We start from the raw sequence: 24647 nt of genomic DNA on the forward strand, positions 1-24647 counted from the left end.
CTATAACATGCAAACATTGATCGTAGAAATTCTTAGCCATCCCGTACATGTGTACAGCCTGAAAGCAGATAATATTGAAGTTTACCAGGAGAAAGCTCTCGAAGAGGCTAGAGACTTATTTCTGGAATTTTATGATGAAGTTTATCAAAACCTGATGATGAAAGATTTCAATCCGCTTTGGACTCCGGATACGAAATCAGAAAATGATGTGGACTTTAAAGACGATTTCTGGAGAGTCAGTTACTTCTTTTATAACGTAAGCCTGATTAAACTTCTGCAGAAAGAGCATCGGGTGAAAGTGGTTGACCGAACCACTTCGCCATTTGATATCCAGGCCTATTTCTATAATTTTTTGAAACAGGAAGGCATTGAGTTTGAAAAAGTCCATAAACCAGACAGGTTCATCAACCGAAATGCTATCAAGAAATTTGTTCTGAACTCCATTCGGAATTTTCCTCAGAATATTTTGTCTTTTGGAAAAGAGATTAAAAAAAGGTTGACACTTAAGAAAAGTTCTATTCAGAATACTCATCCTGATAAGAAGAAGATTTACCTTTTTGTGGAACCGGTGGGCGATATCAAATATATCGACTGGCGATATAAGGAGTTGTTGCAAGAGCACGATGAGAAACGCAGCGAAATTATCTTTGTTTCCACAATCAACTTTAAAGGGGCAGATGAGCAAAAGTACAAGTTTATAAATGTAAACAGGTTATTGTCCAAACCAGACTTGGGTCGCACCATTCTTGAGTCGTTTTGGGCAGGACTGAAAGTGCGAATGTACAAACTTTCAAAGCGTTTAAAACCCGGTACATCAACCGAGTTTAAATACTTCCTGAAAAATGTACCGACAAGCTTCTTTTACCCGGTGAGGGAGAACATCGGTTTTAACAATTTATTTGAGAAATTTGGGCGTGGTTTATTGGTGATTAAAGGTCCCGTTTTAAACAAAAGCGGGGCAATGCAAATCCAAAATGCAAGAAAGCATGGCGTACACACATCCATTGTTGCTGCCAGAATATTAACATCAACGCGGTTAAGCAATCAGTTTGTGCCCTCCCATTTTAATCAGAGTTTTCCCAGGATTTATCCGGACTCAATGGTGATTTACGATCGGCTCAGTTTTGAAACCATTCAAAAACAGGCAGGGGAGAAGATCACGTTGCACACGATGGGGAATGAGACATTCTCTTATGATGAGGTAAAACCGGTTAGGTCAGAAGTCTTTAAAATTACGCTTGCACTGCAAAAGAAAAAGGAAATTGAGACGATGGTTGATACGGTTGTTGAAGCCATCGAAGGAATGGGTAATGTCGTTTTAAACCTGAAGATGCATCCAAGTTTTCCCATCCCTGAAAAATTAATGAAACGATACCGGCAAATTCCTTTTATAAATATCATGCCCGTTCAAACCTCGCTTGATGATACAATTCGGGAATCGGATGTGTGCATTACTTCGTACTCAACAGCTTCGCTGGAATTTGTAAAAAAAGGAAAGCCCACTGTTTGGTTAAAAAATGTAACTTTAAATAGTTTGTTCTTTGCCGATCTGCAGAAAAATGTCGGTATTTGTATTTCTGATAGTGGAGAATTGAAGAAACTCATCAAAAAGATGAAAGATGATCCGGATTATTATTCAGAAGAAAGCAGGAAGCAACACGCACAGATCAACCAAATTTTATATCATCTGGATGAAACGTCATCACTGAGTGAAGTTATCCAAATGGAACTGGAAAAAGTTTAATTCTCTCCGAATATTATCGGGATAGACATTGAAGTAAAACTATAATTGATTTAGAAACATGCATATTGCTCTTTTAACAGCGAAAGGAAATAATCAGACACTTGAAAATAAAAATGTGAAGGAAATTGGTGGCAAACCGTGTATGGCATGGTCTATTTTTGCCGCACAGGAATCTGAATATATTGACGAGGTTTTTGTTTCTACCGAAGATGAGAAGATCAAAAAAGTGGCCATTGAACATGGTGCAAAAGTAATTGAGAGGCCCAATGATCTTTCCCAGCCATTATCCAATCACGGAGATGTGATTTTGCATGGAGCCAAACAGATAGCAGGAAGAGTTGATGAAGAGATAGAGACGGTAACCATTCTTCTTGGAAATACGGTAATGACACAAGCAGAGGATATTGATAAGGCAATCCAAACCGTGATGGATGATGGGGTGATAGATTCCTGCATGACGGTGTGGAAAGCCCAGGACGATCACCCGCTGAGAGCGATGGTCATTAACGAAGATGGATATTTGGAATCATATGCCAAAGGAGAAACTCCGGATACCAATCGGCAAAGTTACCGGGAAGTATTTTTTTATGATCAGGGGCCGTGGACCGTCCGTATGGAAAGCTTGTTGCGATCAGAGAAAACGAAGGAAGGACCGGGGCCGTGGTGGTGGATGGGTAAAAACTGTAAATCTATCGAAAGGTTATGGGTAACGGGACGGGATACTCACACCCAGTTTGACGTTGATATAGCTGAATGGTGGCTAAAGAAATTCAGGTTATAAATGAATGGCGCTGATATATTTTGTGATAGTATCTGAACAATACAGATTTCCGAGACTGTAATCTATTGACTATGGCAAAGAAAGAATCCCGGCGGCTGGCCTATATCGCAAAAGACACGAAGACCTATATGAATATTGAGGAGGGGCGGTTCAAATATTCAAAAAAAGGCGATACAAATATCCTGTTCATTATTATTCCCAGGAATATCAGGGGCAATCTTCGGGAGAGGATGGAAGAGACGGTGAAGAAGGATAAATGGGATGAAATCATCTGGGTTGAAACCCGGAGTAATACCGTTTCCGAAAGAGAAGAGAAACGAAAGAAAAAAAGTGAACTGTATAGTTTTTATTGGGATGTAAGAGAATATTTCTACAATTACCTGGATCGCCGAAAGCTGGATTCAATCGCTGCGAAATATTCACCCTGCGAGCTGGTTTTTTCAGCACATAAAAATACCCAGGAGCATTTGGCGGCAAAACTTCATCCCAAAGAACTGATTATGGTTGATTCGGGCCACAGGATCTTTAAACGGATGAATGATAGCGGCTACATCAACTACAGCCGTTGGCATATTTCCAAATCACGCTTTACACGATATATGTTTTGGGGTACGGGCCTGAAAGTTTTTGACCGTTCCAAAACCACACTTTTTACCGTTTATGCGGATGAGATTGAGACCAATCACAAAGTTGTAAAAAATAACTTCGACTACCAGAGCCATTTATTAAACTCCAAAGAGATTGGTGATGAAGTTGTCTGGATCAGTACACCCATTTATGCTATGACTCCCGGTGTGCGTCTTGAGGATTATGTGAAGTATATCCAAACGTACATCCGCGAACTTGAAATTGACCATACAAAGCTGATCTACATTCCACATCCGGGCAAGCAAACCGATGAAGAGATCGCCTACATTCAGAAAAATCTTAACTGCAGGATAGATGACCGGGATATTCCTGTGGAGTTCAAGATTGCCAATTACGAAAAATTACCCGAAATCTGTATTTCTCCGTTTTCTTCAGCACTGGTGAATATTAACGTGGCATCCAACGGCAGAATCAGAATTGTGAGCGCCTGGCACTACGAATTAAGTAGCTTTGAGATTTGGAATAACTGGAAAATCGATGTAGAAAAAAATCCCAATCTTGATGTGGAATTCGTAGAAATTGGGGATTGTAATCCTATGTTTTATTTGGAAAAAAAGGGCCAGAGCCAAATGCCCAGTTACAAGAATTTTAGTGATTGGGAAAGTTCCAGATCAGAATCGAAATAAGATTTATTTTTTACTCTTATTTGAGCAAACGTTTGAGTTTACGAACAACTTTCTGAGAAAATGTAGGCCTCTCTTCAAGCTCTTTAATTCTCTGGTTTAACCGTTTTGTTTCCTGGTAGAGGTGATGAAAAGCCAGGGAAAAATTCACTGCAATGTCTACCTCATCTACCTCGCCGTTATTCTTTTTTCGGCTGTAATCACTTTCGATTGGAGGGAACAGAACGCCCGACTGAATTCCCAGATATTCTTTTGCGAGACCCGCATTCGATTCACTATAATGGTCTAAGAACTCTTTTCTTTGCTCGGGCTTAAAAAGCGAATATTTATTGAAAGCACTTCGTTGCTCCTGCTTTCGGAGCAGTTTTTTTATGGATTTTTGGCGGGCTCTGTCAAGATGTGGATTGACCAATTCAATAACTTTAAGAGCTGAATTGGTATAACCTTCATTATATGTTTTTTCACCACTGTATTTTTGAAGGAGTTCGCTGCCAATGGTTTTCCCAAAATCATGGATGATACTATCCAGTTGAGGCAAGAATTCCTGGTGATATCGTCGCACTAAAATGTTTTCTTTACCAAAATGTTGTGCAAACGAATCAGCCACTTGTTTCCACGAAAAAGATTCATTGTCCAACCGATCAATGAATTGTTGGAATGTGTAGGCGCTGCCGTTATAAATTCTTTGAGAAAAAAGCGATTCAACAAAATCATCCTGCCTTCTAAAGTACACCACAACTTTAACATCCAGGTTAAAATCATCCAGGATGTTCTTCAAGTGTTTGGCAACATAACCGGAGTTTTTATAGCCGTCTCGTTTATCTCCGGCAAGTTTTTCGTTACTGAGTATAAATTTCAGGCCACTTCTATCTTTGTAAGGCGCCAATCCCGATTCAATCAAAGAGGTCAATTCATCAACAACACTTTCTGAAGCATTGTTTTCTTCGGCTATTTGAATAATGGGTTGTTTATGCCGGCCGAGATAAATAATATCGTCTTCAAAATTACTATCAACTTCCAGTGTTTTTTGGATGGTTGTAGAACCAGTCTTATGAGTTCCTATATGCAGAAAAAGCGTGTTTTTAGACATGCAGACTATAGTTCCTGTAATAATTTAAGGTTAAGAAAACCGTGCTGAGAAAGGTTGAGCAAATTCTTTCTTTGAGACCGGAATGGAGTCAGTTTAATCACGAATGTTTAGTTCAAAAGATTTTCATAGACATCAAGATATCGTTGTTTAAACCTGTCGAATGAATATTCTTCCCGGGCCTTTTTCATAATCTTTCTACGATATTCAATATCTGTCAATTCACTGTTCATAGCCTCGTGAATCAGTTTGGCGAGGTTTTCGGGAGAATCGTTATTAGCATCGAATTCTAAACCTACTTTCATGCCTAATAGTTCATTGTGCTCCCGGATGTTTGGTGGAAATCCAATGACCGGCAAGCCCATACAAAGTGCTTCAATATACATGAGAGCGAACCCTTCTGCTTTACTGGGTGCTACAAACAGGCCCGCTTTTTCCATCACTTCCGTATTTTCTTCGGCTGAAAGTCTTCCCAGAAAATGAACATTCTTAAGATTGTTGGATTTTACAAAAGTCTTGTATTCCAGTTCATCATCACCCGAACCAATTACCGACAGGTTATATTGATCCATTTTGCTATCCACATTGAACGCTTCTAATAAAATATGAGGACCTTTTTGAGGTTTCAATCGCCCAAGAAAAACGATGGTATTCGATTCACTCGGTTCCGCCGGACGAAAATACTGCTGATCTATACAATTGTGGATGTACCTGCCTTTATTCTCCAGTTCCGGTTGAAGTGAACAGGCTTCTTCATATTGTGATTTGCTTACAAAAACCACGTAATCATACAGTGAAATATTATCAGTAAGACCTTTTGAATGATGGGTCAGAAGGAGCGGAGCTGAATGCTTCTGTTTGCGATATAAATTTGCTGCGTTAGAATAGGTGTAATGAACGTGAACGAGATCCGGTTTAACGGCCTTCATTGCCTTTTTTAAAAAAAGCTCTCTGTCATATAGAGAATCCCTCACGAATTCCCAAATATGCTTTTGAGGATTCTTAAGAGCTTTTTTGTTTTTAAACGATTTTAAAATGTCTTTTGAAAGGCTGGTCAAACTCGGAACAAACATTGTGGGAAGCGCCGTGGCATAAGAGACATCATTTGAAATTTGGAACTTCGTCTCCTCCCAAATTTTTTCATCTTCCCAAGGCAGAATAAATACTTCATGACCAGCTTCAACAAGAGCATTTGTCAGTTTGAGTGAGATGACACATTTTCCACCAAAAAAGGGATTAACGGTAGCTCCCTGGAGGAATGGCGAAATACTCAGAATTTTCATAAGAACAAATTTAAAAACGTATGTGTGATCCTTTTTTCTTTTAAAACCAAGCGTAGCAATATGTTTCAAGGTTAAACATATAGGATATAAAAGCGTATAACTTATATTAAACCGTAATGTTTATTTCGAGCTTCCATATAAGCAAAAACAGGAAGAAGATTGAGCATAAACCTGGAGAATGTAGAAAATAAATTAAAAGTACTTTTGAAAAAGAATGGGTTTAATATATGATTTAAAAGTGTAATTCAGACAGACATTTCCAAAACTTTCTGATACATTTTTAAATAGTTATCTTTAAATCTTTCAAATGAGAAGTAATCCCGGGCAACCTTCTTAAGTTTTTGCCGGTGTTCTACATCCGTTAGATTGCTGTTCATGGCCTTGTGGATTAATTCGGCAAGATGTTGGGGTGATTTTTTGTTTGCATCAAATTCATATCCCGCTTCCATATCGAAAATTTCATTATGCTCACGAACATTTGGCGGATATCCGATTACGGGGAGTCCCATGCACAATGCTTCAATATAAGTCAGGGCAAACCCCTCGCCATGGCTTGGAACCACAAAAAGACTGGATTGCTCCATCAATTCAGCATTTTGTTGCTTTGATAAACGTCCTAAAAATTGAACATTATCAAGATTATTTTTTCTGGCAAAAGCCTTGTACTGTTCTTCCAGTTTGCCTTCTCCTATAATCAACAATTCATAATCGTCCAGTCTTTTATCTTCTGCAAAAGCATCCAATAAATTTTGAAGTCCTTTTTCGGGGCGAAACCTGCTCAGGAAAAGAATCCTATTGGTTTTCTTAACCTGGGATGGCTTAAAATACGTTTCGTTGACTGAATTATGGATGTAACAGCTCTTATCCTTTATTTCCGGATATTTGTCCAGTGCTAAATCGTGTTGATGTTTACATACAAAAACAGTGTAATCATAAAGATTCAGCTTATCGAAAATGCCATTAGAATGATGAGTCAGGATTACCGGAACTGATGAGTTGAGCTTGGAATAATAATCAATTGCGTCGGAGTGAGTATAGTGTATGTGAACAATATCAGGTTTCACACGTTTCATCGCTTTTCGCAAGAAGATATTTTTATCATAAAGGGAATTTCTGATGTAGTCCCAAATATGATGCTTAGGCTTTTTTATAGCTTTTTTTGTAAAGAAAGAGCGAAAGAGGTTTTTCCCAAGGTTTGTTAATCTTGGAAAGAAAAGAGTTGGTAATGCCGTGGCACTAGAGGCGTCGTTGGAAGTTAAAAATTTCGTCTCTTTCCAGATGTACTCCTTGCTCCAGGGTAAGACAAAAACTTCATGGCCTCCTTGAATTAACGCATTTGTAATTTTTAGAGAAGCAGCACTTTTACCACCGGATTCAGGATGAATAGGAGCGCCACGCAGAAAGGGTGTGATACTAAGAATTCGCATGTAAAATTATCAATTGATTTTTACTTTCCCGATTAACATGTGAATGAGACTGGTTGGTAATTCTCTCCAACGCTTTTGTGATATTTTCGATCACATTTCTATATTCTAATGAACTTTCCTCTCTTTTGTTCCATATTTAAAACTATAACATTGAAATTATTGAAGATGTGAATAAACTGACTGATGAATAATTAATAATAACATTGAACTTTTCATCGTCAAATTAGTAGACGTTTTTGTTGCCGGTAATACTAAATTTATATAAGTAATAATAGTTTTAAAGATGGAATAAAAAATTAACTGACAGATTTATTTCTATCTTGGAAAGGAGAAATTTTAAATATTTGTGACAACTAGAAAGTTCCGGATTTCATAAATATTAGAAAGTCCGGTTGTTAAAGCTGGGTAAATTATTAAGAGAGGTACAAATATGAACCTTTGGATTGCAAAACTTGGAATGAGAGATTTTAAGACGTTGCAATTGGAGCAGTTTCAAGAAATTGCACATGGATTTTGGATGTTGAAAAATGCTAAAATCTCAGAGTATAAAACGGAGCACCTTCATTATCTCTCCTATCGTTCTCCCTTTAAGATATCAAAAAAAAGATATTCTGATATTGGGGAGAAGCTCCTCGGATATAGCGGGCTGATTTTACCCATTTTAAAATCCGGAGAAGATTTTGGAGATATAGCCACATTTTTAAAATACGAGGATGATCTTCCGGCGCTCCTTGACAATGCCACGGGACAATTTTCACTGTTTAAAGCATCTGTCGATTATTTTGAATGTATTACGGATAATCTTGGCGCACATAAAATTTACTACTGCGAACAAGATAATGGTACTGTCTATGTTTCGAATTTCCTGCCGATGATTCGGGCGGGCCTGGGATCAAGTAATCCGAATTACAATTTTTTTGTCGACTGGATAGCTGCGGGCGGCAATTATGGATATGCTACAGAAGAGAAAGATATTTTTAATTTGCCGGAATATGGAAGGTTAACCTGGTCTGCATCAAACGGTCTTGAGGTGAGCCGGTATCATGATATTTCAAGGATGATAATACCGGCTGCCTCTCAAAAAAAATATATAAATGAATGTGCAGATCACCTTTCAAATGCAATTCATTATTTGTCTAAAACCCGGCAATCGGTTTTAACACTTTCTGGTGGTTACGATTCCCGATTAATTCTGAGCATGTTTCATGGTTTGCCCAAAGAATCGTTGGAATGCTATACCTATCCCGACCATATTTATGATATGTCTCTTGCCAGGAAAGCGGCCGGGAAATTTGGTTTTCCTCACACAGTTTTAAGAGCCGATGATATGCCGGATGTTTACGAGCTTGACGAATTTATTCAAGAAGATGAAACACCGTACTGGTGCTACAGCAATGTTTTTAGATATCTGTTTAAAGACAAAATCAGAAGTTTGTTACGAGGCGGCCAAAAAGTTCTTTTAAGAGGTGATGCAGGAGGGACGCCACATCCAAAACTTAAAAAATTTAGTGAGCTTAGAGGAAATATTGAATTTTTAGTAGACGAGTTGGCAATGAGTATGCTGAATCTTCAAATTTTAACGCCTGATGCAAAGGAAAGCCTCAGCCAGAGATTCAGATCTTATTATGTTGATAAATATGGTCCTTTCTTTAGAGAGAATCTGACATTGAATCTGGCTGTAATTCAACACTATTTTGAAAGATTTCGCCAGTACCAAACCGGTAAACTCATCCACCACACTTATGACTGTGATCTCTTTTTGCCGTATGGAAATGAAACCTATATCCAAACAACTTTCAATGCTTCTACCGAAGAACTTTACAGGTACAAAAATGAAAGCATTCATCATCAACTCTATGAAAAATTTACCGGGGGGAAAATCTCCAGTCCGGACTTTACAACCGGTGTTCATTGGGATGCAAATAATATTCAGAAGATTAAGTATCAGATAGAAAGAAAAGTTTTACAGCCCAGGTTTAAACCTGATGTTAAATATACTTCTAAAATCAGAGCAGAGTTTTTTAACACGAATCTCGACTATTTCAGAGAGATCGTTCGCTCATCATCCGATTCTGATATTTGGCATTTTTTTGACCGTAAACAGATCGAATCACTATTGAAACCCGGCGATGAGTCACACTTGGGGAATATGAAAGTTATTTTCAGAATTATTCCGCTGCTCAAGAGAGATTTTTCTTTTCATAAATAGTTGAAATCAATATTCATGAAAAGAAGTTAATTGGTTACATTTGTGAATTGTACATCCTATTTCATTTCTAATGAATTAAAACGCATTGTTTATTAATGGAGCCAACCGGTTTATTTGTTCTCGTTCTTGTACTGATTGCTTTAGTATTATTGGTCATCAAAAACTATCCGGCGGATGCAGTTTTTATCGGTTTGCTGACCGTTATTGTTGTTTCAGGTATTGTAACCCCGGCGCAGGCACTGGTAGGCTTTTCAAATGAAGGGATGTTAACCATTGGGGCTCTGTATGTCGTTGCAACAGGCCTCAGGGAAACCGGTGGTGTGCAAGTGATTGTAAAAAGACTTCTTGGCACGCCACGCCAACTTTGGAGAGTACAGGCTAAAATATTTGGTCCGGTATTGGCTCTAAGTGCCTTTTTGAACAATACACCCATTGTTGCAACATTTATACCCGCACTTCAGGAATGGGGTGGAAAATTCAGAGTGCCCGTTTCTAAATTATTGATTCCATTGAGTTATGCCGCCATTTTGGGCGGTACCTGTACACTGATCGGCACCAGTACGAACCTCATCATCAACGGACTTTTATTGAGCGAAGTAGGTATACCTCTCGGAATGTTTGAGCCTGCATATGTAGGGATTCCGGTAGCTGTCGTTGGATTTATTTATATGATGACAGTGGGCCGGCAACTGCTGCCGGATACACAATCTGCACTTGCTACTTTCGAAGACACACGAAAATATACCATCGAAATGATTGTAGGGGATGAAAGCCCATTAATTGGCCAGTCAATTGAGCAGGCCGGGTTACGTCAGTTGCCAGGGCTATTTGTGGCAGAAGTTGTAAGAGACGGAACAATTCTTGCGGCCGTGGAACCTGATGAGGTACTGGAGAAAGACGATAGAATTATTTTTACAGGCCTTGTGGATTCTATTGTAGATTTACAGCGGATTCAGGGATTAATTCCCGCTACAACGCAGGTTTTCAAGCTTGAAACACCGAGAAGAGAACGTCACCTTGTTGAAGCTGTGGTTTCACCTTCAAATCCTCTCAATGGAAAAACCATTAAGGAAGGAAAATTCAGAAATCAGTTTGGAGCCGTTGTTCTAGCCGTATCCAGAAGAGGTGAGCGGATTAATAAAAAAGTAGGGGAGATTCGGCTGCGAACCGGTGATATTTTGCTACTTGAAACCCCCCGTGATTTTTCAGAACGATATAAGTATTCAAGTGATTTTCTGCTTGTAAGCACATTGTCTCAAAAAAGAGCTCCTAACTATAAAAAAAGCTGGATTGCCTGGATTATTCTTGGAGGGATGGTGACGCTTGTCACGGCTAATATTCTCACCATGTTACAGGGCTCTTTTCTTGCTGCTGCCCTAATGATTGTTTTTGGTTGTACCCACGTAACCGAGGCGCGCAACAGTATCGATTGGCAGGTGTTGCTTGTAATTGCCGCCGCTTTGGGTATTGGGAATGCATTACAAATTACAGGTATCGCCCAAAATCTTGCCGGTTCATTTATCGGTCTCGCCGGTAATAATCCTTACATGGCTTTAATATCTGTTTATTTTTTAACGTGGATACTAACCGAGATTCTTACAAACAATGCAGCAGCGGTTTTGGTCTTTCCGTTTGCCATGTCGGTCGCTGCAAATCTGGATGTTCATTACATGCCTTTTGTGATGACGGCACTTTTTGCCGCTTCAGCAAGTTTCTCTACTCCCATTGGTTATCAAACCAACCTGATGGTGTATGCCGCTGGCGGGTATAAATTTAGAGATTTTATCAAAGTGGGATTGCCACTAAACTTGTTAGTTGCTATAATCATCATTCTGCTGGTTCCAATTATTTGGCCTTTTTAAAAAGCAGAATAAACAACACGGGATATTGGCTTGAGGAAAATGATGATATTGAAAGATTTCAATCACCAGTGGATGCGTCATCAAGTTATCAATAGAGGTTAATGAATTCATCGCATGACTGGAGAAAGTTCCCTCAGAGAATTTTTTAAAAAGACTGATTGGATCCGGATTGCATGGGTAACAATTATCACAACTCTTTTAATTGCATCGGTTTACATCATTTTTAAAGGCCCGGATCTCGGGAATGACAGTTACAGTTACATACACATGTATGTCTTTCGTCCGCCCGGTTACCCTCTTTTTTTGGCCTTTCTGAGACTTTTTACGGATCACTCTTTATGGTTAGCTGTGATTCTGCAAACTTTTTTTAATGCTGCCGTATTTATCTTTTTTATTCGATATATCTGTAAAGAATTTGGAATTCATCCGGTACTCTCACTGCTGATTTTGCCATTTATTGTTTATTACTTCGTATCAATGGTAGAGCCTCAAAAAATTTTGACGGAGTCCATTGCCTTTCCACTGTTTTTGCTTCTGTCTGTTTATTTCATCAAAGGTGTCATCCATAAAAACATGAAGGGGTTAATAATTGCCCTGGGAATCAACGTAATTCTGGTATTAATCAGGGGACAGTTTTTATTTGTATTCCCGCTGGTAGCACTCGCCGGCTGTTATGTAATTATTTGGAATCGGACCTATCAGAATGCAAAATATATTGCCTTGTTTTTTGCAGTTGTGGTGATTTTATACGGTTCGGTGGGATTGATCAACAGAACTTATCATCATATAGTGCATGATACATTTTCTGATACGCAATCGTATTTAAGCTTCGTTCGGAACGCTTTTTATATTTCTGAAGAAGATGACTATTTACTTTTTGAAGATGAATTTCAACAGGAATTACATCGGGAAATGTATGATACGCTTTATAGTTCCGGATTGAATGCAGATGCATTTTATGACACGATTAATCCCGCCATCCCTAAACAAGACCGAAGGCGAAGTGATTTAGTCATTCATTTTCATGAAAGCTTGAAAACAATCGCCCAGATACTTTTGGGAGATTTGATAAGAGATAAATATCAAGATTTGAATCAATTTGAGTACGAGCTGGAAAGAGACGAACTGTTGAAAGAGTTTTCGGGAACGTTAATTAAAGAGAATTTCTCACTCTATATGTATCTCGTAGCCTCAGAAATTGTGGTTTACGGGTTCAATGGCAACCGAACGTTCATGCTGACTACAGCCCTGATCTTTATTATTTCCTTCATTGGACTATGGAGGGCTAACAAGTTCAGTGAAATTCTGTTTTTCTTTATCATTGCCCGCGTGTTAAATCTGTTGGTGATGGCTTTGTCTAACAGGGTGTTAGGACGCTACACGATGTATGAAGAGTTTATTCTTCTTTCAGTACTTATGGTGATCTTTATAAAATTCATGATAATTGCCACCAACAAAGAAGAATTCCGGCTAACATCTGAATAACTAATCTTTTTTTACAATTTCATTTTTTTCTAATTCGGAATTTTAAGCTGCTTAAAATACATTAAGCCATCAAATTGTCATGAATCTGATTAATGGGTAAAAAAATTACGCACTAACTAACTACTACACGTGCTATTTTGTAGGAACGGGGTTCATCAATAAGGCAAAAAATATTTTTAAGCATATCAGAATATTACTCAAGTCTTTATGTAATGGAAGAAAAAAACGTTCGCGAGAAAGGCATGTCCGCAAATCCTGATGACCGTAGTGTTTCCATAATTATTCCTGCGTACAATGAAGAGAACGGGGTTGGAAAACAGATTTCAGATCTTCAGGAAGTTATGGACAGATCCGGCTGGGATTATGAAATCATCGTTGTGAATGATGGTTCTACTGATGGCACACTTCAAGAAATAGAAAAGCATGATGTAACCGTTATAAGCTTTCCGCAAAACCGGGGATACGGAGCTTCATTAAAAGCGGGAATTGCCAGATCGAAAGTTGAGAACATTCTGATTACGGATGCAGACGGAACATATCCCACAGAAATTATTCCTGATCTGTTAGAAAAGATAGAAGATTATGACATGGTTGTGGGAGCCAGAATTGGAGAGAATGTTAAAATCCCCTGGGAGAGAAAACCGGCGAAATGGTTTTTGAGGAAACTATCCAGTTACCTGGCCGGGCAAAATATTCCGGATTTGAATTCAGGTCTCCGGGTGATGAAAAAGCCTATTGTTGAACGGTTTCTCCATATTCTTCCGTCTGGTTTTTCTTTTACTACAACCATTACCTTGTCCATGCTTTGCAACGATTACCTGGTTTATTATCATCCTATAGAGTATGCAAAAAGAACGGGCAGCTCTAAAATAAAACCTACCGATGCCTATCATTTTCTTTTCCTGATTCTTCGAACCATCATCTTTTTTAATCCGCTAAAAATATTTCTGCCATTTGGCGCGCTTTTCTTTCTGATTGGTTTATTCAAGTTTATTCTGATTGATATTTCAATCGGAAATTTTTCAGAAACCTCTATGATAGGATTTCTGGCTGCGTTTATAATTTGGGCTATTGGATTGCTTTCAGATCAAATTGCCCGTGTTGGTTTGGGGAAGGCATAATTAAAGATGTATAAAACCGTCCTGAAGTTCATCAAAAAACCCGCGTTTAAGATTACAACCAGCCTTCTGATAATTGTGGCTCTTTTATACTGGTTGCCGTGGACGGAGTTAAAGGAAACACTGGGTAAGATTTCACTGATATCGTGGCTGCTTGTGCTCGTCGGTTTTATTGCGGGCCATATGATTGGCGTGGTAAAGTGGAAGCTTTTGGTGAATATGGGGAAAACCCCTCTTCCATTTTTAGTTGCTGTTCGATGTTACTTTGCAGGTCTTTTCTCCAATCTTTTTTTGCCATCCCTTGCGGGGGGAGATATCGTTAAAACCGGTCTTGCAATCCGCTATAACAAAGAAAAAGGGACCTCCATTTTTGGTACCATTCTGGATCGAATCATCGACACCGCATCCGTTGTATTTATTATTATTGTTGCGGCACTTTTATCTCCAAAATTTGTACAACCACAAGATCAGAAAATCATCTATTTAATTGTGGGCATCTTCTTGGCTATGTTTCTTTCAGGAGTGATTTTTTTGGCAATTCCGGTTGAAAGAATAAAGAATCAAAAAATTCAGGATGTTTTAAAACGCGCCCGGGAGATTTTAAAACTTGTCTACAAAAAACCTGCGCGTCCGGTAATTGCTTTTATTTTATCTCTTTCCGTTCAAAGTACTTTCATATTTTTGACAATATACCTGGCCGGAATCTGTGATATTCACATCCCTGTGGTCCTTTGGTTTTTGGTTTGGCCTCTTGCCAAGCTTTCCGCTTTACTGCCCATCAGCTTGGGGGGAATTGGTGTGCGCGAAGTTGCCTTGGCTGCATTATTGAGCCGGGTATCCATACCTCTTGCTGATTCGGTCGCTTTGGGACTTTTATGGGAAAGTGTATTAATATCAGGGGGATTATTTGGAGGGTTGTTATTCCTGGCACTGAAGTATGTTTCTTCACAGGACATCCCCTCACTTACAAGTTTTTCAAAGACAGATGAACCGATGAATGAATTACCCTGACCATGACTGACAAGAAACCTCATATAGTAATTTTAGGAGCAGGCCCGGCAGGAGTTGGTGCGGCTTATCAATTAACCAAACAAAATAAAGCCAGGGTTACCGTTCTTGAATTGAATGACGGAGTTGGAGGTAACTCGGGAAGTTTTCAGGAAGAAGGAATGTATCTTGATTTCGGCAGCCATAGGCTTCATCCTGCTTGTCATCCGGAAATTTTAGAGGATATCAGGGAAGTTTTAGGAGACGATTTGTGTATTCGTCCGCGCCACGGAAGGATTCGGTTGAATAATCGATGGATTCATTTTCCGCTTAAAGCCTCCGAACTGATGACACAGCTCTCTCTCAGCTTTTCTTTTGGAGTCTTTTCGGATATGGTTCGGAGCTTTTTTACAGGTAGCAGTAAGCAAAATGGAAATGACGAAACCTTTGCAACGGTTCTGAAAAACAAGCTTGGCAAAACCATCTGTAACGAGTTCTATTTCCCATATGCGAAGAAAATCTGGGGTTTATCACCCGATGAAATTTCAGTAGTACAGGCAGAAAAACGAGTGTCGGCAAATTCATTTGGAAAACTGATCAAGAAAGTTTTTTCGAAACCCAAAAATGCAAATCAGGATGGAGCACCTGTTTTTTACTATCCTAAAAAAGGGTTTGGGCAAATTACGGAAGCACTTTATGAGAAAGCAGAGGAGAATGGCGCTACATTTCTTTTTAATGCCCGGGTAAAGAATCTCGTAACGGAAAATGGTACTGCCAAATCTGTAATCTTTGAAGAAAAGAACGTCGAAAAAGAGATTAAAGCAGATTATATCTGGTCTACCTTGCCTATTACATTAATGGCGTATGGGCTGAAACCAGAAGCGGACAAGACTATTATGGAAGCCGCAAAAAGAATGAAATTCCGCTCAATGGTTTTGATTTATCTCTTCATTGAGAAAAACCGGTTTACAGAATTCGATGCACATTATTTTCCTGAAATTGATATTCCGATAACCCGTCTTTCGGAAATAAAAAATTACAGCGATACGTACGAACCCGAGAATCTGACCTGTATTTGTGCAGAACTGCCCTGTAATTTTGAGGATGAAATCTGGGCAACATCTGACGAGATGTTAGGTGAACTGGTACAAAAGTCCTTACAGAAGGCGAATATTCCGGTTGATTCGCCTGTAAAAAAAGTTTTAGTGAAACGCCTAAAACATGCTTATCCAATTTATAATACCGGTTTCGAAAAGAATTACGATATTCTTGATAACCACTTAAAAACGGTTGACCGGTTATTGGCATTCGGGAGACAAGGACTTTTTGTCCATGATAACACCCACCATGCTCTTTATATGGCTTATTCGGCAGTTGATTGTATAAACGGGGATGGCAGTTTTAATCACGAAAAGTGGAAAAATTACCGCAAAGAATTTGAGTCTCACGTTGTGGTAGACTAGCGTTTTTTTATACGAATATTTGTTACCCGGAAAGAGCTTTTTCTATTTGGTTAGCATCCTTTCAAATTGAATGAACGGTCTATGCAAATCCAAAAAAATTACAATAGATACACCTTTTCGATTGTATACGTAGTTTTTTGTTTTGCCATCCTGTTTTATATGCACGGATTAATAGACAATAAACCCATTGTAAGCGATGCGGTTCAGAACCTCAGGATGGCTTATCACTTGTACAACAGTGGAGTGTTATCAAATGAGAATGATACCACAGTGGTTCCGGAACCTACCAACTACCGTGAGCCGATTCCGCCAATTGTCACTGCGGCATTTATTGCTCTGCATCCCGGATTGAACAAGGTAACCTTACAGAGTTTACAATCGGGAGAACACACAAAGAAAATAAAGCAGGTTGATCTGTTTTGGATTCTTCTGTTGTTGATTGGCGTAGGATTTTTGAGTTACTCGGTTACGGCTAATAAGTGGGTTCCTTTTCTGGCATTATTTTTCATATTGATTTATTTCATTCGTTTTGGGGGCCACTTTGGTACCTTGTTTACAGAACTGCCGGCCGCTGCATTAATCATTTGGTCATCTTATTTCCTTTTGATTGCAGTAAAATGGGAACGTCTTTTTATATATTTCATAGCAGGTCTTTCACTTGGATTACTCATCTTAATCAAAGCCGTATTCTATTACCTGTTCCTCGTACTTCTTTTGGTTTTTATTTTTGGGGGAACTTCAGAAAAGAAGCCTGTAAAAGTTGGCCTGTTGTTTTTTGGAGCGTTTATTGTAGTTGGCCCATGGCTGATCAGGAATTATTATATATATGGAGAAGTTGGGATCACTCAAAGAGGAGGGGTAGTTCTGTATCAAAGAGCTGAACATAATATGATGACAAAAGAAGAAGTTAACGGAGCTATTTATTTATGGGGACCCGAAATATACCGTAGTATTGTCAGAGATAGTTTTCTGGGATTTAAAGAGAGTGATTTTGAATCCGGTGGGAAACTGGTTCGTCTGAATCGTGATTTGGAAAGTGATAGTGCCGCCGTTGATGACGGAAGGCCCGAATTGGCAGAGTCTTTCTTTAATAAATCGAGGGCGGAAGTAAACAGGCTGCAAACTGAAATGGGAAGAGATGGACAGGAAGCTAGCCGGCGAGATGTATATAATTTTTTGCAGGGTGAAGCCAAAGAAATGATTTTAAATCATCCTGTTCGGCATGTATTAATGTCTCCGGTATTTCTTTGGCGTGGAATATGGTGTTTCCCCAACAGTACAATTCCGTTATTTCCCGATACTTTACAAAGGTATTTGCACGATGTGGTGAATCTATTAGCCTACCTGTCATTATGGAGCTTCTTTATTTTTGGTTTGATAAAATTCGACAGGATCTATATGGCTCTAACCATTCTTCCGGTATTAATGTTGCTCTTTCATGCGGGGGCCACCCACAACATTCCCCGGTTCAGTGATCCCGCAATACCATCCATGCTAATTTGTCTCTCCATTCTGTTTTTCTACGTGATTAGAAAAAGCTATAACAATTTATTCACAACTTTAGCTAAAAAGCGTACCGAATAAAAACTAACCAAGTCCCTATTTTTTAATGAATATATGATTCGCTAATTTTGAGGACTCCTGAACAAGTGGGATATCATCTACAAATCAGTAACTAATTTTTGTGAAGTTTTATGAATCAAATCGACGAGTTAATCAATATTTCGATAGAGGCAGGAAAAGCCATTTTAGGCTACTATGATGAAGAGATCAAGGTAACGAGGAAAGAAGACGATTCTCCGCTCACCAAAGCCGATCTGGCTTCTCATAATGTAATTGTGAACTCTTTGAAAGAGTTAACCCCCGACACCCCGATTATATCAGAAGAAAGTGGGATACCAGCATATGAGGAAAGAACAAAATGGCGCTCGTATTGGCTCGTCGATCCGTTGGACGGCACGAAGGAATTCATCAAAAAAAACGGCGAATTCACAGTTAATATAGCCCTGATGGAAGAGGGCGAGCCCGTAATTGGGGTAGTACACATTCCGGCAAAGAAAATTACATATATCGGCCAGAAATCAATTGGTTCTCATAAGATTGATCAAGAGGGAAACAAAACAAGGATTTTATCATCGAGGCCAGACAAAGATCAGCCGGTAACTATTGTTTCGAGCCGTTCTCATGGCGCTTCCGATACAGAAGACCGGTTAGAGGAAATGGGTTTTAAAGTGGGCGAGTCTGTAGCTGCCGGAAGTTCCCTGAAGTTTTGCCTGGTTGCAGAAGGAGTGGCTGACATTTATCCGAGATTTGGCCCAACCATGGAATGGGACACAGCTGCCGGTGATGCGGTTTTCAGGTACTCTGGAAAAGATGAAGCAAGATACTCCCCCATAACATACAACAAAGAATCTATGAAGAATGGAGAATTTGTTATTGGACATGAATAGAAAAGATGGATATCCAATAGCGAAAGCCTTAATTTCCCTGCTTACAGAAAATTTAGTTGAAAACTACGATTTACGGATCACATGATGAAAGAAAGAAATCATCTGAAGGAACTTGAAGATGAAGGAATATACGTAATGAGGGAAGTGGCCGCTCAGTTCGAAAGGCCGGTACTTCTTTTTTCGGGCGGAAAGGACTCAATTTGTATGTTCCACCTCGCACAAAAGGCTTTTTATCCCGGCAATATACCCTTCCCGTTGATGCATATCGATACAGGACACAACTTTCCTGAAACTATCGAATTTCGAGACAAGCTTGTTGAAGAGAACAATCTCGAATTGATTGTAGGATACGTTCAGGATTCGATAGATAAAGGCCGTGTGAAAGAAGAAACGGGACCTGATGCGAGCCGCAATGCCCTTCAAACCGTAACTCTTTTAGACACTTTAAAAGAACATCAGGTGGATGCAGCGCTTGGCGGCGGCCGGCGGGATGAGGAAAAAGCAAGAGCCAAAGAACGATTCTTCTCTCACAGAGATGTGTTTGGACAATGGGATCCAAAAAACCAGCGTCCCGAACTCTGGAATCTTTTCAACGGAAGAAAAAATCCGGGCGAAAGTTTCCGGGTCTTTCCTTTGAGTAACTGGACAGAAATGGACGTTTGGCAGTATATCGCCCAGGAAAATATTGATATTCCTTCAATCTACTTTTCTCATGATCGGCAAGTCTTTAACAGGAGAGGTGTGTGGCTTGCAGATACGGAATTTGTGAATCGCATGGAAGATGAAAAACTCGAAACCAGAACCGTGCGTTTCCGAACCATCGGTGATGCCACCTGTACGGGGGCTGTGTTATCGGATGCATCCAATATTAAAGAGATTATTGATGAGGTAGCCTCGGCCCGGCAAACCGAAAGAGGAACCCGGCATGATGACAAGCGGAGTGAAACCGCCATGGAAGACCGAAAGCGGCTTGGGTATTTTTAAGATAGGATGGAGATCCGGAAACGGTTGACAGATGACCGAAAGTCGATTTAGGTGAAATCCCGAATCAGCATTTTTTAAAATAATAAACAGATTTAATAGCATTGATGAGCAATTCCAACGGGCAAAGCGGAAATAAATATTTAGACATGGACCTGCTTCGGTTTACAACTGCAGGTAGCGTGGATGATGGGAAAAGTACATTAATCGGCAGGCTTTTATACGACTCCAAGTCTATTTTTGAAGACCAGATGGAAGCCATCGAGAAATCGAGCAAAAGTAGTGGCGAGGAAGGTGTAAACCTGGCATTACTGACGGATGGTTTAAAAGCCGAGCGGGAGCAAAAGATCACTATCGACGTAGCCTACCGGTACTTTGCCACTCCAAAAAGAAAATTCATTATTGCCGATACGCCCGGCCATATTCAGTACACAAGAAATATGGTTACCGGCGCTTCCACGGCAGAACTGGCCGTAATTCTTGTAGATGCAACCAAAGGGTTGCTCACTCAGTCCAAGCGCCATGCGTTTATCTCCTCACTCTTGCAGATTCCGCACCTGGTTGTGGCTGTGAACAAAATGGACCTTGTTGATTACAGCAAAAAACGGTTTGAAGAGATTGTTTCTGATTTCAGGAATTTTGCTCACAAACTGGATGTAGACGATATTACGTATGTACCGATTTCGGCCCTCAAAGGTGATAATGTTGTGGATAAGGGCGAAAATATGGATTGGTATAATGGCTCTACCTTATTGCATATCTTGGAAAGCGTTAAGGTAGATTCCACGCAAAATATTGTGGATTTCCGTCTTCCCGTTCAGTATGTGATTCGTCCCAACCAAAACTTCAGAGGCTTCTCAGGGAGAGTTGCATCCGGAAGGGTTCGTCCGGGAGAAGAAGTTATGGCTTTACCCTCCAGAATGACGAGTAAAATCAAGGAGATTGTCACTTATGATGAGAAACTTGATGAAGCTCACCCCGGCGATTCTATAACGATTACGCTGGAAGACGAAATTGATATCAGTCGTGGAGATATGATTGTCAGGAAAAATAATGTGCCTAATGTAAGTAATCATTTTGAGGCATATCTCTGCTGGATGACAGAAGAACCGTTGGAATTAAACAAAGCGTATGTGATCAATCATACAAGCCGAACGGCACAGGTTTTTGTCCAGGACCTGGTTTACAGGATGAATGTGGATACCATTGGAAGAGAAGATGCCGATACTCTTCATTTAAATGAAATCGGCCGTGTTAAGCTTCAGACTTCCAATCCGTTGTTTTATGATCCCTATCAAATAAATCAGAAAACGGGAAGCTTTATTATTATTGATCCGGCAACCAATGTTACCGTAGGTGCGGGAATGATCCGTGCAGGTTCAACAATTGCTGATGATGAGGATTCTATTGATGAAGTACTGGAAGCCGAATCAAGTGAAACGAATCAAGAAATACTGCCAACATCCTCTCCGAATGTTGTTTGGGAACCCTGGAATATTTCACGGGAAGAACGTGAAAAACGAAACGGACACAAAGCTATGGTTCTTTGGTTTACTGGTATTTCCGGTGCAGGAAAAAGCACAATTGCCAAAGAGGTAGAGAAAATGCTCTGGGAAGAGGGAAAGCAGACCGTTTTACTGGACGGCGATCAGGTTCGACATGGATTGAACAGAGATTTAGGTTTCAGTGCTGAAGACCGGTCCGAAAACATTCGAAGGGTAGGTGAAACCGCACGACTTTTCTTTGAGCATGGCAATATTGTGCTTTGTACGTTTGTTTCTCCGTATAAGAAAGATCGGGAAATTGTTAAAAGCCTGTTCCCGGAAGGTAGATTCCAGGAAATATTTATAACATGTTCTCCTGAAACGGCCCAAAACAGGGATCCGAAAGGCCTCTATGAAAAAGCAAAGAAAGGGGAAATTACAAATCTTACCGGTTTTGATGCCTCTCACGAAGCTCCGGAAGAGAAAACATCTCTACATATTGATACCACAGATTTAAGTGTGGAAGAAGCTGTAGATCTGGTTAGGAACCACATTAAGTAATTTTAACTCTTCAATTGCTCTGATAGTGATTTTTTTTAAATTACCGTCAGAAATATGAGGAAGAATGAAGGTTCTATTAATACAAGGTCCAAAAAAAACTGCCACTTCCAGCCTGACAGGATTACTCAACTGTCATCCGGAAATCTTTGTGCTTTTTGAGAATTATATTGCACAATCTCAGATTACCAAATACGGAAATCAGTTGTTTGAACGGTATCCCGAAGCCAGGCAGTTTTTCAGGTCCACCAAGGATTTTGGAACACCCATATTAGATCTTTTTTCATATCTCAAAGAAAAAGAACCCGCTTATTCCTACCAATATGTAGGAACAAAAATCAACAGCCTGGATGCCGCTCTAACGCAAACAGAAACGGATCATAAAATTATTTTTACGAACAGAGATATTCGATCGTGGCTGGTGAAGGAAAGTGTTATTAAATACTTTCGAACGGATCTCGATATTGTCGCTCCGGCTATGGATTACCTGCGTTATACCATTCAGTCTGCTCAGTACAATCACGCATTTCATTTTTGGCTGGAAGATTTTATTACAAATCAAAAGAATGTAATCAATAGCCTGTCCGATTATCTCGACTTAGAATTGAACGATTACGTAAAAAACTGGTGGGAAAATTTTGGGGCATTTGATGAGAAAGATCCTAAAAGTGTTTTTAAGCTCGATCATGTTCATCACTCTTCAAAAGTAGAACCCAGGGGACTTGATACCCAATTTAAACTAAGAGAACTTCCTTTCTGGGAAGTCCTGAACGATCTTTTTGATAAGTATTATCTGAAGACTGATTACTCCTCATTTTCAAAAGATGAAATTGCTCAAGATGTGGAGAAAGTAGAAAAGCTAAAGGTATTTGCCCCTTTACCTTACACGAAAGCTTATCAATATGTAGATTCTGTTCGGATGGGTTTTTCCGGGCGGGAATTACACTATAAAGACGGAGATGATAAGCGTACGAAAAAGTCAATTACCTCTAAAATGTTCCGTTTATTAAAAAAGAAAGTGGATAGTAAGATTGTTCGAAATTAATTCTCCTATTTTAATCTGCTTTGAATTTTTCGATCCGGAATGCTCAATGATTTTGGTTAGTTGATAACATTGGATTGGATGCCATTCGAAATTTAAACACACCTTTTTAACATCTTTTATGTCAAAGTTGCTCATTCATATCGGGACCTGGAAAACCGGTTCCTCAACCATTCAGTACAATCTTTATACGTTACGGGAAAAACTGGAGGAGGAGGGGTTTTACTATCTCTGTAAAGAGAATAAAATGGTGGATCAAGATGGTATTGTACGCGAGTTTACCAAACTTGAGGATAAGTTTATCCAAAAATCGAGAAAGAAGTTTAAAAAAATACTTGAGGATAAGCGAGGTAAAAACAAAGATATAAACTTTATTTCAAGCGCTGAGGAATTCAGTGGAAATCCTTTTTACGGATTTAAAAATGCAAAAGCTGTTGCCCAGAATCTTTTTGAAATCACCAAAGATCTGGGCCTGGATATTTCTGTCATTGTCTATTTACGGCGTCAGGACGACTTCTTTGAATCGCTTTACCAGCAAAGTATTCGTTTGGGAGAAACCCACAGTTTCGAGGATTTTTTGAATCAGTTCGATTCGTCCGATTTTAACTGGTATTCTTTGCTTCAGGGTTATGCCGATGTTTTTGGAAAAGAAAAGATCATTGTGCGGAGATATCACAAAAAATATCTACCCGAAACAAACAGTCTTATTCAGGATTTTGGAAAGGTGATTGGGAGTGATATTCTTGCCAATTTTGAGGAGACAACTTCCAAAAACAAGGGCTTTTCAAGGGATACAATGGAAATCACCCGGATTATGAATAAATATTTTGAGGGAGAAGAACGGTTGCAACTCCGAAAAATATACGATCAGGTGAATGCAAAATATCCATTTGAAGAGTATTCTTTCTTTACAGAAAATGAGAGATCGGTTTTTCTTGAGAGATATCTTGAGTCGAATTCTGCGGTTGCCAGAGAATATCTGGCTGAGGAAACCTTGTTCCCTCAGCCCAAATACAATTCAACAAATAACCAGTATAACGGGTTGACACTTGAGGCTGTGATCGTCAATTTTTCTAAGGCGCTATTGCTCGTCAAGGAGGATAGTGAGAATGAAAAGAGAAAACTGGCAAAGAAGTTGAAGAAATATTTTTTACGTTTCCAGGCGAAGAAAACGTTCTCAGAAAACTTGAACAAATTTCCCGGGCTTAAAAAATCATTGAAAGGTTTATTCGGTAAATGATTATAAAAGCCTAATTCGATTTGGAACCCTTATCCTTTTTTTGAGTTTACATTTGATTGCAAATCCTAATAAATTCCATGCCTTGAAAAAAATGTAGTTAAATCAGTGTTTGGGGTTTATCAGAAGTTTGATTTTGAAAAACTACATACTATATTTTTCGTTTTTAATCTAAATC

The 24647-nt window shown here is 39.3% G+C and carries 18 protein-coding genes; 15 read left to right on the plus strand and 3 right to left on the minus strand.

The features are described 5' to 3' along the window. Window positions 1–7 precede the first annotated feature (7 nt). The 3 genes from L0B18_RS10295 to L0B18_RS10305 all read left to right on the plus strand — a co-directional run bounded on the left by L0B18_RS10295 (window position 8) and on the right by L0B18_RS10305 (window position 3799). A complete protein-coding gene (locus L0B18_RS10295; protein WP_234571684.1) occupies window positions 8–1744 on the plus strand; it encodes a hypothetical protein in 1737 nt (578 codons plus the stop codon). Between the two features lie 58 nt (window positions 1745–1802). Further along, complete coding sequence (locus L0B18_RS10300) at window positions 1803–2525, plus strand: acylneuraminate cytidylyltransferase family protein (protein ID WP_234571685.1); 723 nt, start codon at window positions 1803–1805, stop codon at window positions 2523–2525. 71 nt (window positions 2526–2596) lie between these two features. Then, window positions 2597–3799: a hypothetical protein gene (locus L0B18_RS10305; protein WP_234571686.1), complete on the plus strand. Its 1203-nt coding sequence runs from the start codon at window positions 2597–2599 to the stop codon at window positions 3797–3799. Between the two features lie 16 nt (window positions 3800–3815). Here L0B18_RS10305 and L0B18_RS10310 read toward each other — a convergent pair whose 3' ends face one another. The 3 genes from L0B18_RS10310 to L0B18_RS10320 all read right to left on the minus strand — a co-directional run bounded on the left by L0B18_RS10310 (window position 3816) and on the right by L0B18_RS10320 (window position 7593). Next, window positions 3816–4886 (minus strand): hypothetical protein, encoded by a 1071-nt coding sequence (locus tag L0B18_RS10310; RefSeq protein WP_234571687.1) that lies wholly within the window; start codon window positions 4884–4886, stop codon window positions 3816–3818. A gap of 107 nt (window positions 4887–4993) precedes the next feature. Then, window positions 4994–6166, minus strand: coding sequence for a glycosyltransferase family 4 protein (locus L0B18_RS10315; protein ID WP_234571688.1), 1173 nt, complete (start codon window positions 6164–6166; stop codon window positions 4994–4996). A 245-nt stretch (window positions 6167–6411) separates the two neighbouring features. Next, window positions 6412–7593 (minus strand): glycosyltransferase family 4 protein, encoded by a 1182-nt coding sequence (locus L0B18_RS10320; RefSeq protein WP_234571689.1) that lies wholly within the window; start codon window positions 7591–7593, stop codon window positions 6412–6414. A gap of 430 nt (window positions 7594–8023) precedes the next feature. On the opposite strand from L0B18_RS10320, the gene L0B18_RS10325 reads away from it, so the two are divergent. The 12 genes from L0B18_RS10325 to L0B18_RS10380 all read left to right on the plus strand — a co-directional run bounded on the left by L0B18_RS10325 (window position 8024) and on the right by L0B18_RS10380 (window position 24472). Beyond that, entirely contained in the window at window positions 8024–9802 is a 1779-nt protein-coding gene (locus L0B18_RS10325) for an asparagine synthase-related protein (protein WP_234571690.1), read from the plus strand. A gap of 95 nt (window positions 9803–9897) precedes the next feature. Further along, complete coding sequence (locus L0B18_RS10330) at window positions 9898–11664, plus strand: SLC13 family permease (RefSeq protein ID WP_234571691.1); 1767 nt, start codon at window positions 9898–9900, stop codon at window positions 11662–11664. A 114-nt stretch (window positions 11665–11778) separates the two neighbouring features. Further along, on the plus strand, window positions 11779–13149 hold the full coding sequence (locus L0B18_RS10335) for a hypothetical protein (RefSeq protein WP_234571692.1): 1371 nt from the start codon (window positions 11779–11781) through the stop codon (window positions 13147–13149). Window positions 13150–13361: 212 nt separating this feature from the next. After that, entirely contained in the window at window positions 13362–14270 is a 909-nt protein-coding gene (locus tag L0B18_RS10340; protein WP_234571693.1) for a glycosyltransferase family 2 protein, read from the plus strand. 6 nt (window positions 14271–14276) lie between these two features. Then, window positions 14277–15278, plus strand: coding sequence for a lysylphosphatidylglycerol synthase transmembrane domain-containing protein (locus L0B18_RS10345; RefSeq protein WP_234571694.1), 1002 nt, complete (start codon window positions 14277–14279; stop codon window positions 15276–15278). Between the two features lie 2 nt (window positions 15279–15280). Continuing rightward, a complete protein-coding gene (locus L0B18_RS10350) occupies window positions 15281–16717 on the plus strand; it encodes an FAD-dependent oxidoreductase (protein WP_234571695.1) in 1437 nt (478 codons plus the stop codon). Window positions 16718–16798: 81 nt separating this feature from the next. After that, entirely contained in the window at window positions 16799–18301 is a 1503-nt protein-coding gene (locus tag L0B18_RS10355) for a hypothetical protein (protein ID WP_234571696.1), read from the plus strand. 110 nt (window positions 18302–18411) lie between these two features. Continuing rightward, on the plus strand, window positions 18412–19167 hold the full coding sequence (cysQ, locus tag L0B18_RS10360; protein ID WP_234571697.1) for a 3'(2'),5'-bisphosphate nucleotidase CysQ: 756 nt from the start codon (window positions 18412–18414) through the stop codon (window positions 19165–19167). Between the two features lie 81 nt (window positions 19168–19248). Continuing rightward, the gene (gene cysD / locus L0B18_RS10365) at window positions 19249–20151 is read left to right on the plus strand and encodes a sulfate adenylyltransferase subunit CysD (RefSeq protein WP_234571698.1); all 903 of its coding nucleotides are present in this window, start codon (window positions 19249–19251) and stop codon (window positions 20149–20151) included. 104 nt (window positions 20152–20255) lie between these two features. Continuing rightward, window positions 20256–22193, plus strand: a complete 1938-nt coding sequence (cysN, locus tag L0B18_RS10370; RefSeq protein WP_234571699.1) for a sulfate adenylyltransferase subunit CysN — start codon at window positions 20256–20258, stop codon at window positions 22191–22193. A 64-nt stretch (window positions 22194–22257) separates the two neighbouring features. Beyond that, the gene (locus L0B18_RS10375; protein ID WP_234571700.1) at window positions 22258–23235 is read left to right on the plus strand and encodes a hypothetical protein; all 978 of its coding nucleotides are present in this window, start codon (window positions 22258–22260) and stop codon (window positions 23233–23235) included. Between the two features lie 118 nt (window positions 23236–23353). Then, a complete protein-coding gene (locus L0B18_RS10380; protein WP_234571701.1) occupies window positions 23354–24472 on the plus strand; it encodes a hypothetical protein in 1119 nt (372 codons plus the stop codon). Window positions 24473–24647 lie beyond the last annotated feature (175 nt).

Source organism: Rhodohalobacter sp. 614A (genome assembly GCF_021462415.1).
Lineage (GTDB): Bacteria > Bacteroidota > Rhodothermia > Balneolales > Balneolaceae > Rhodohalobacter.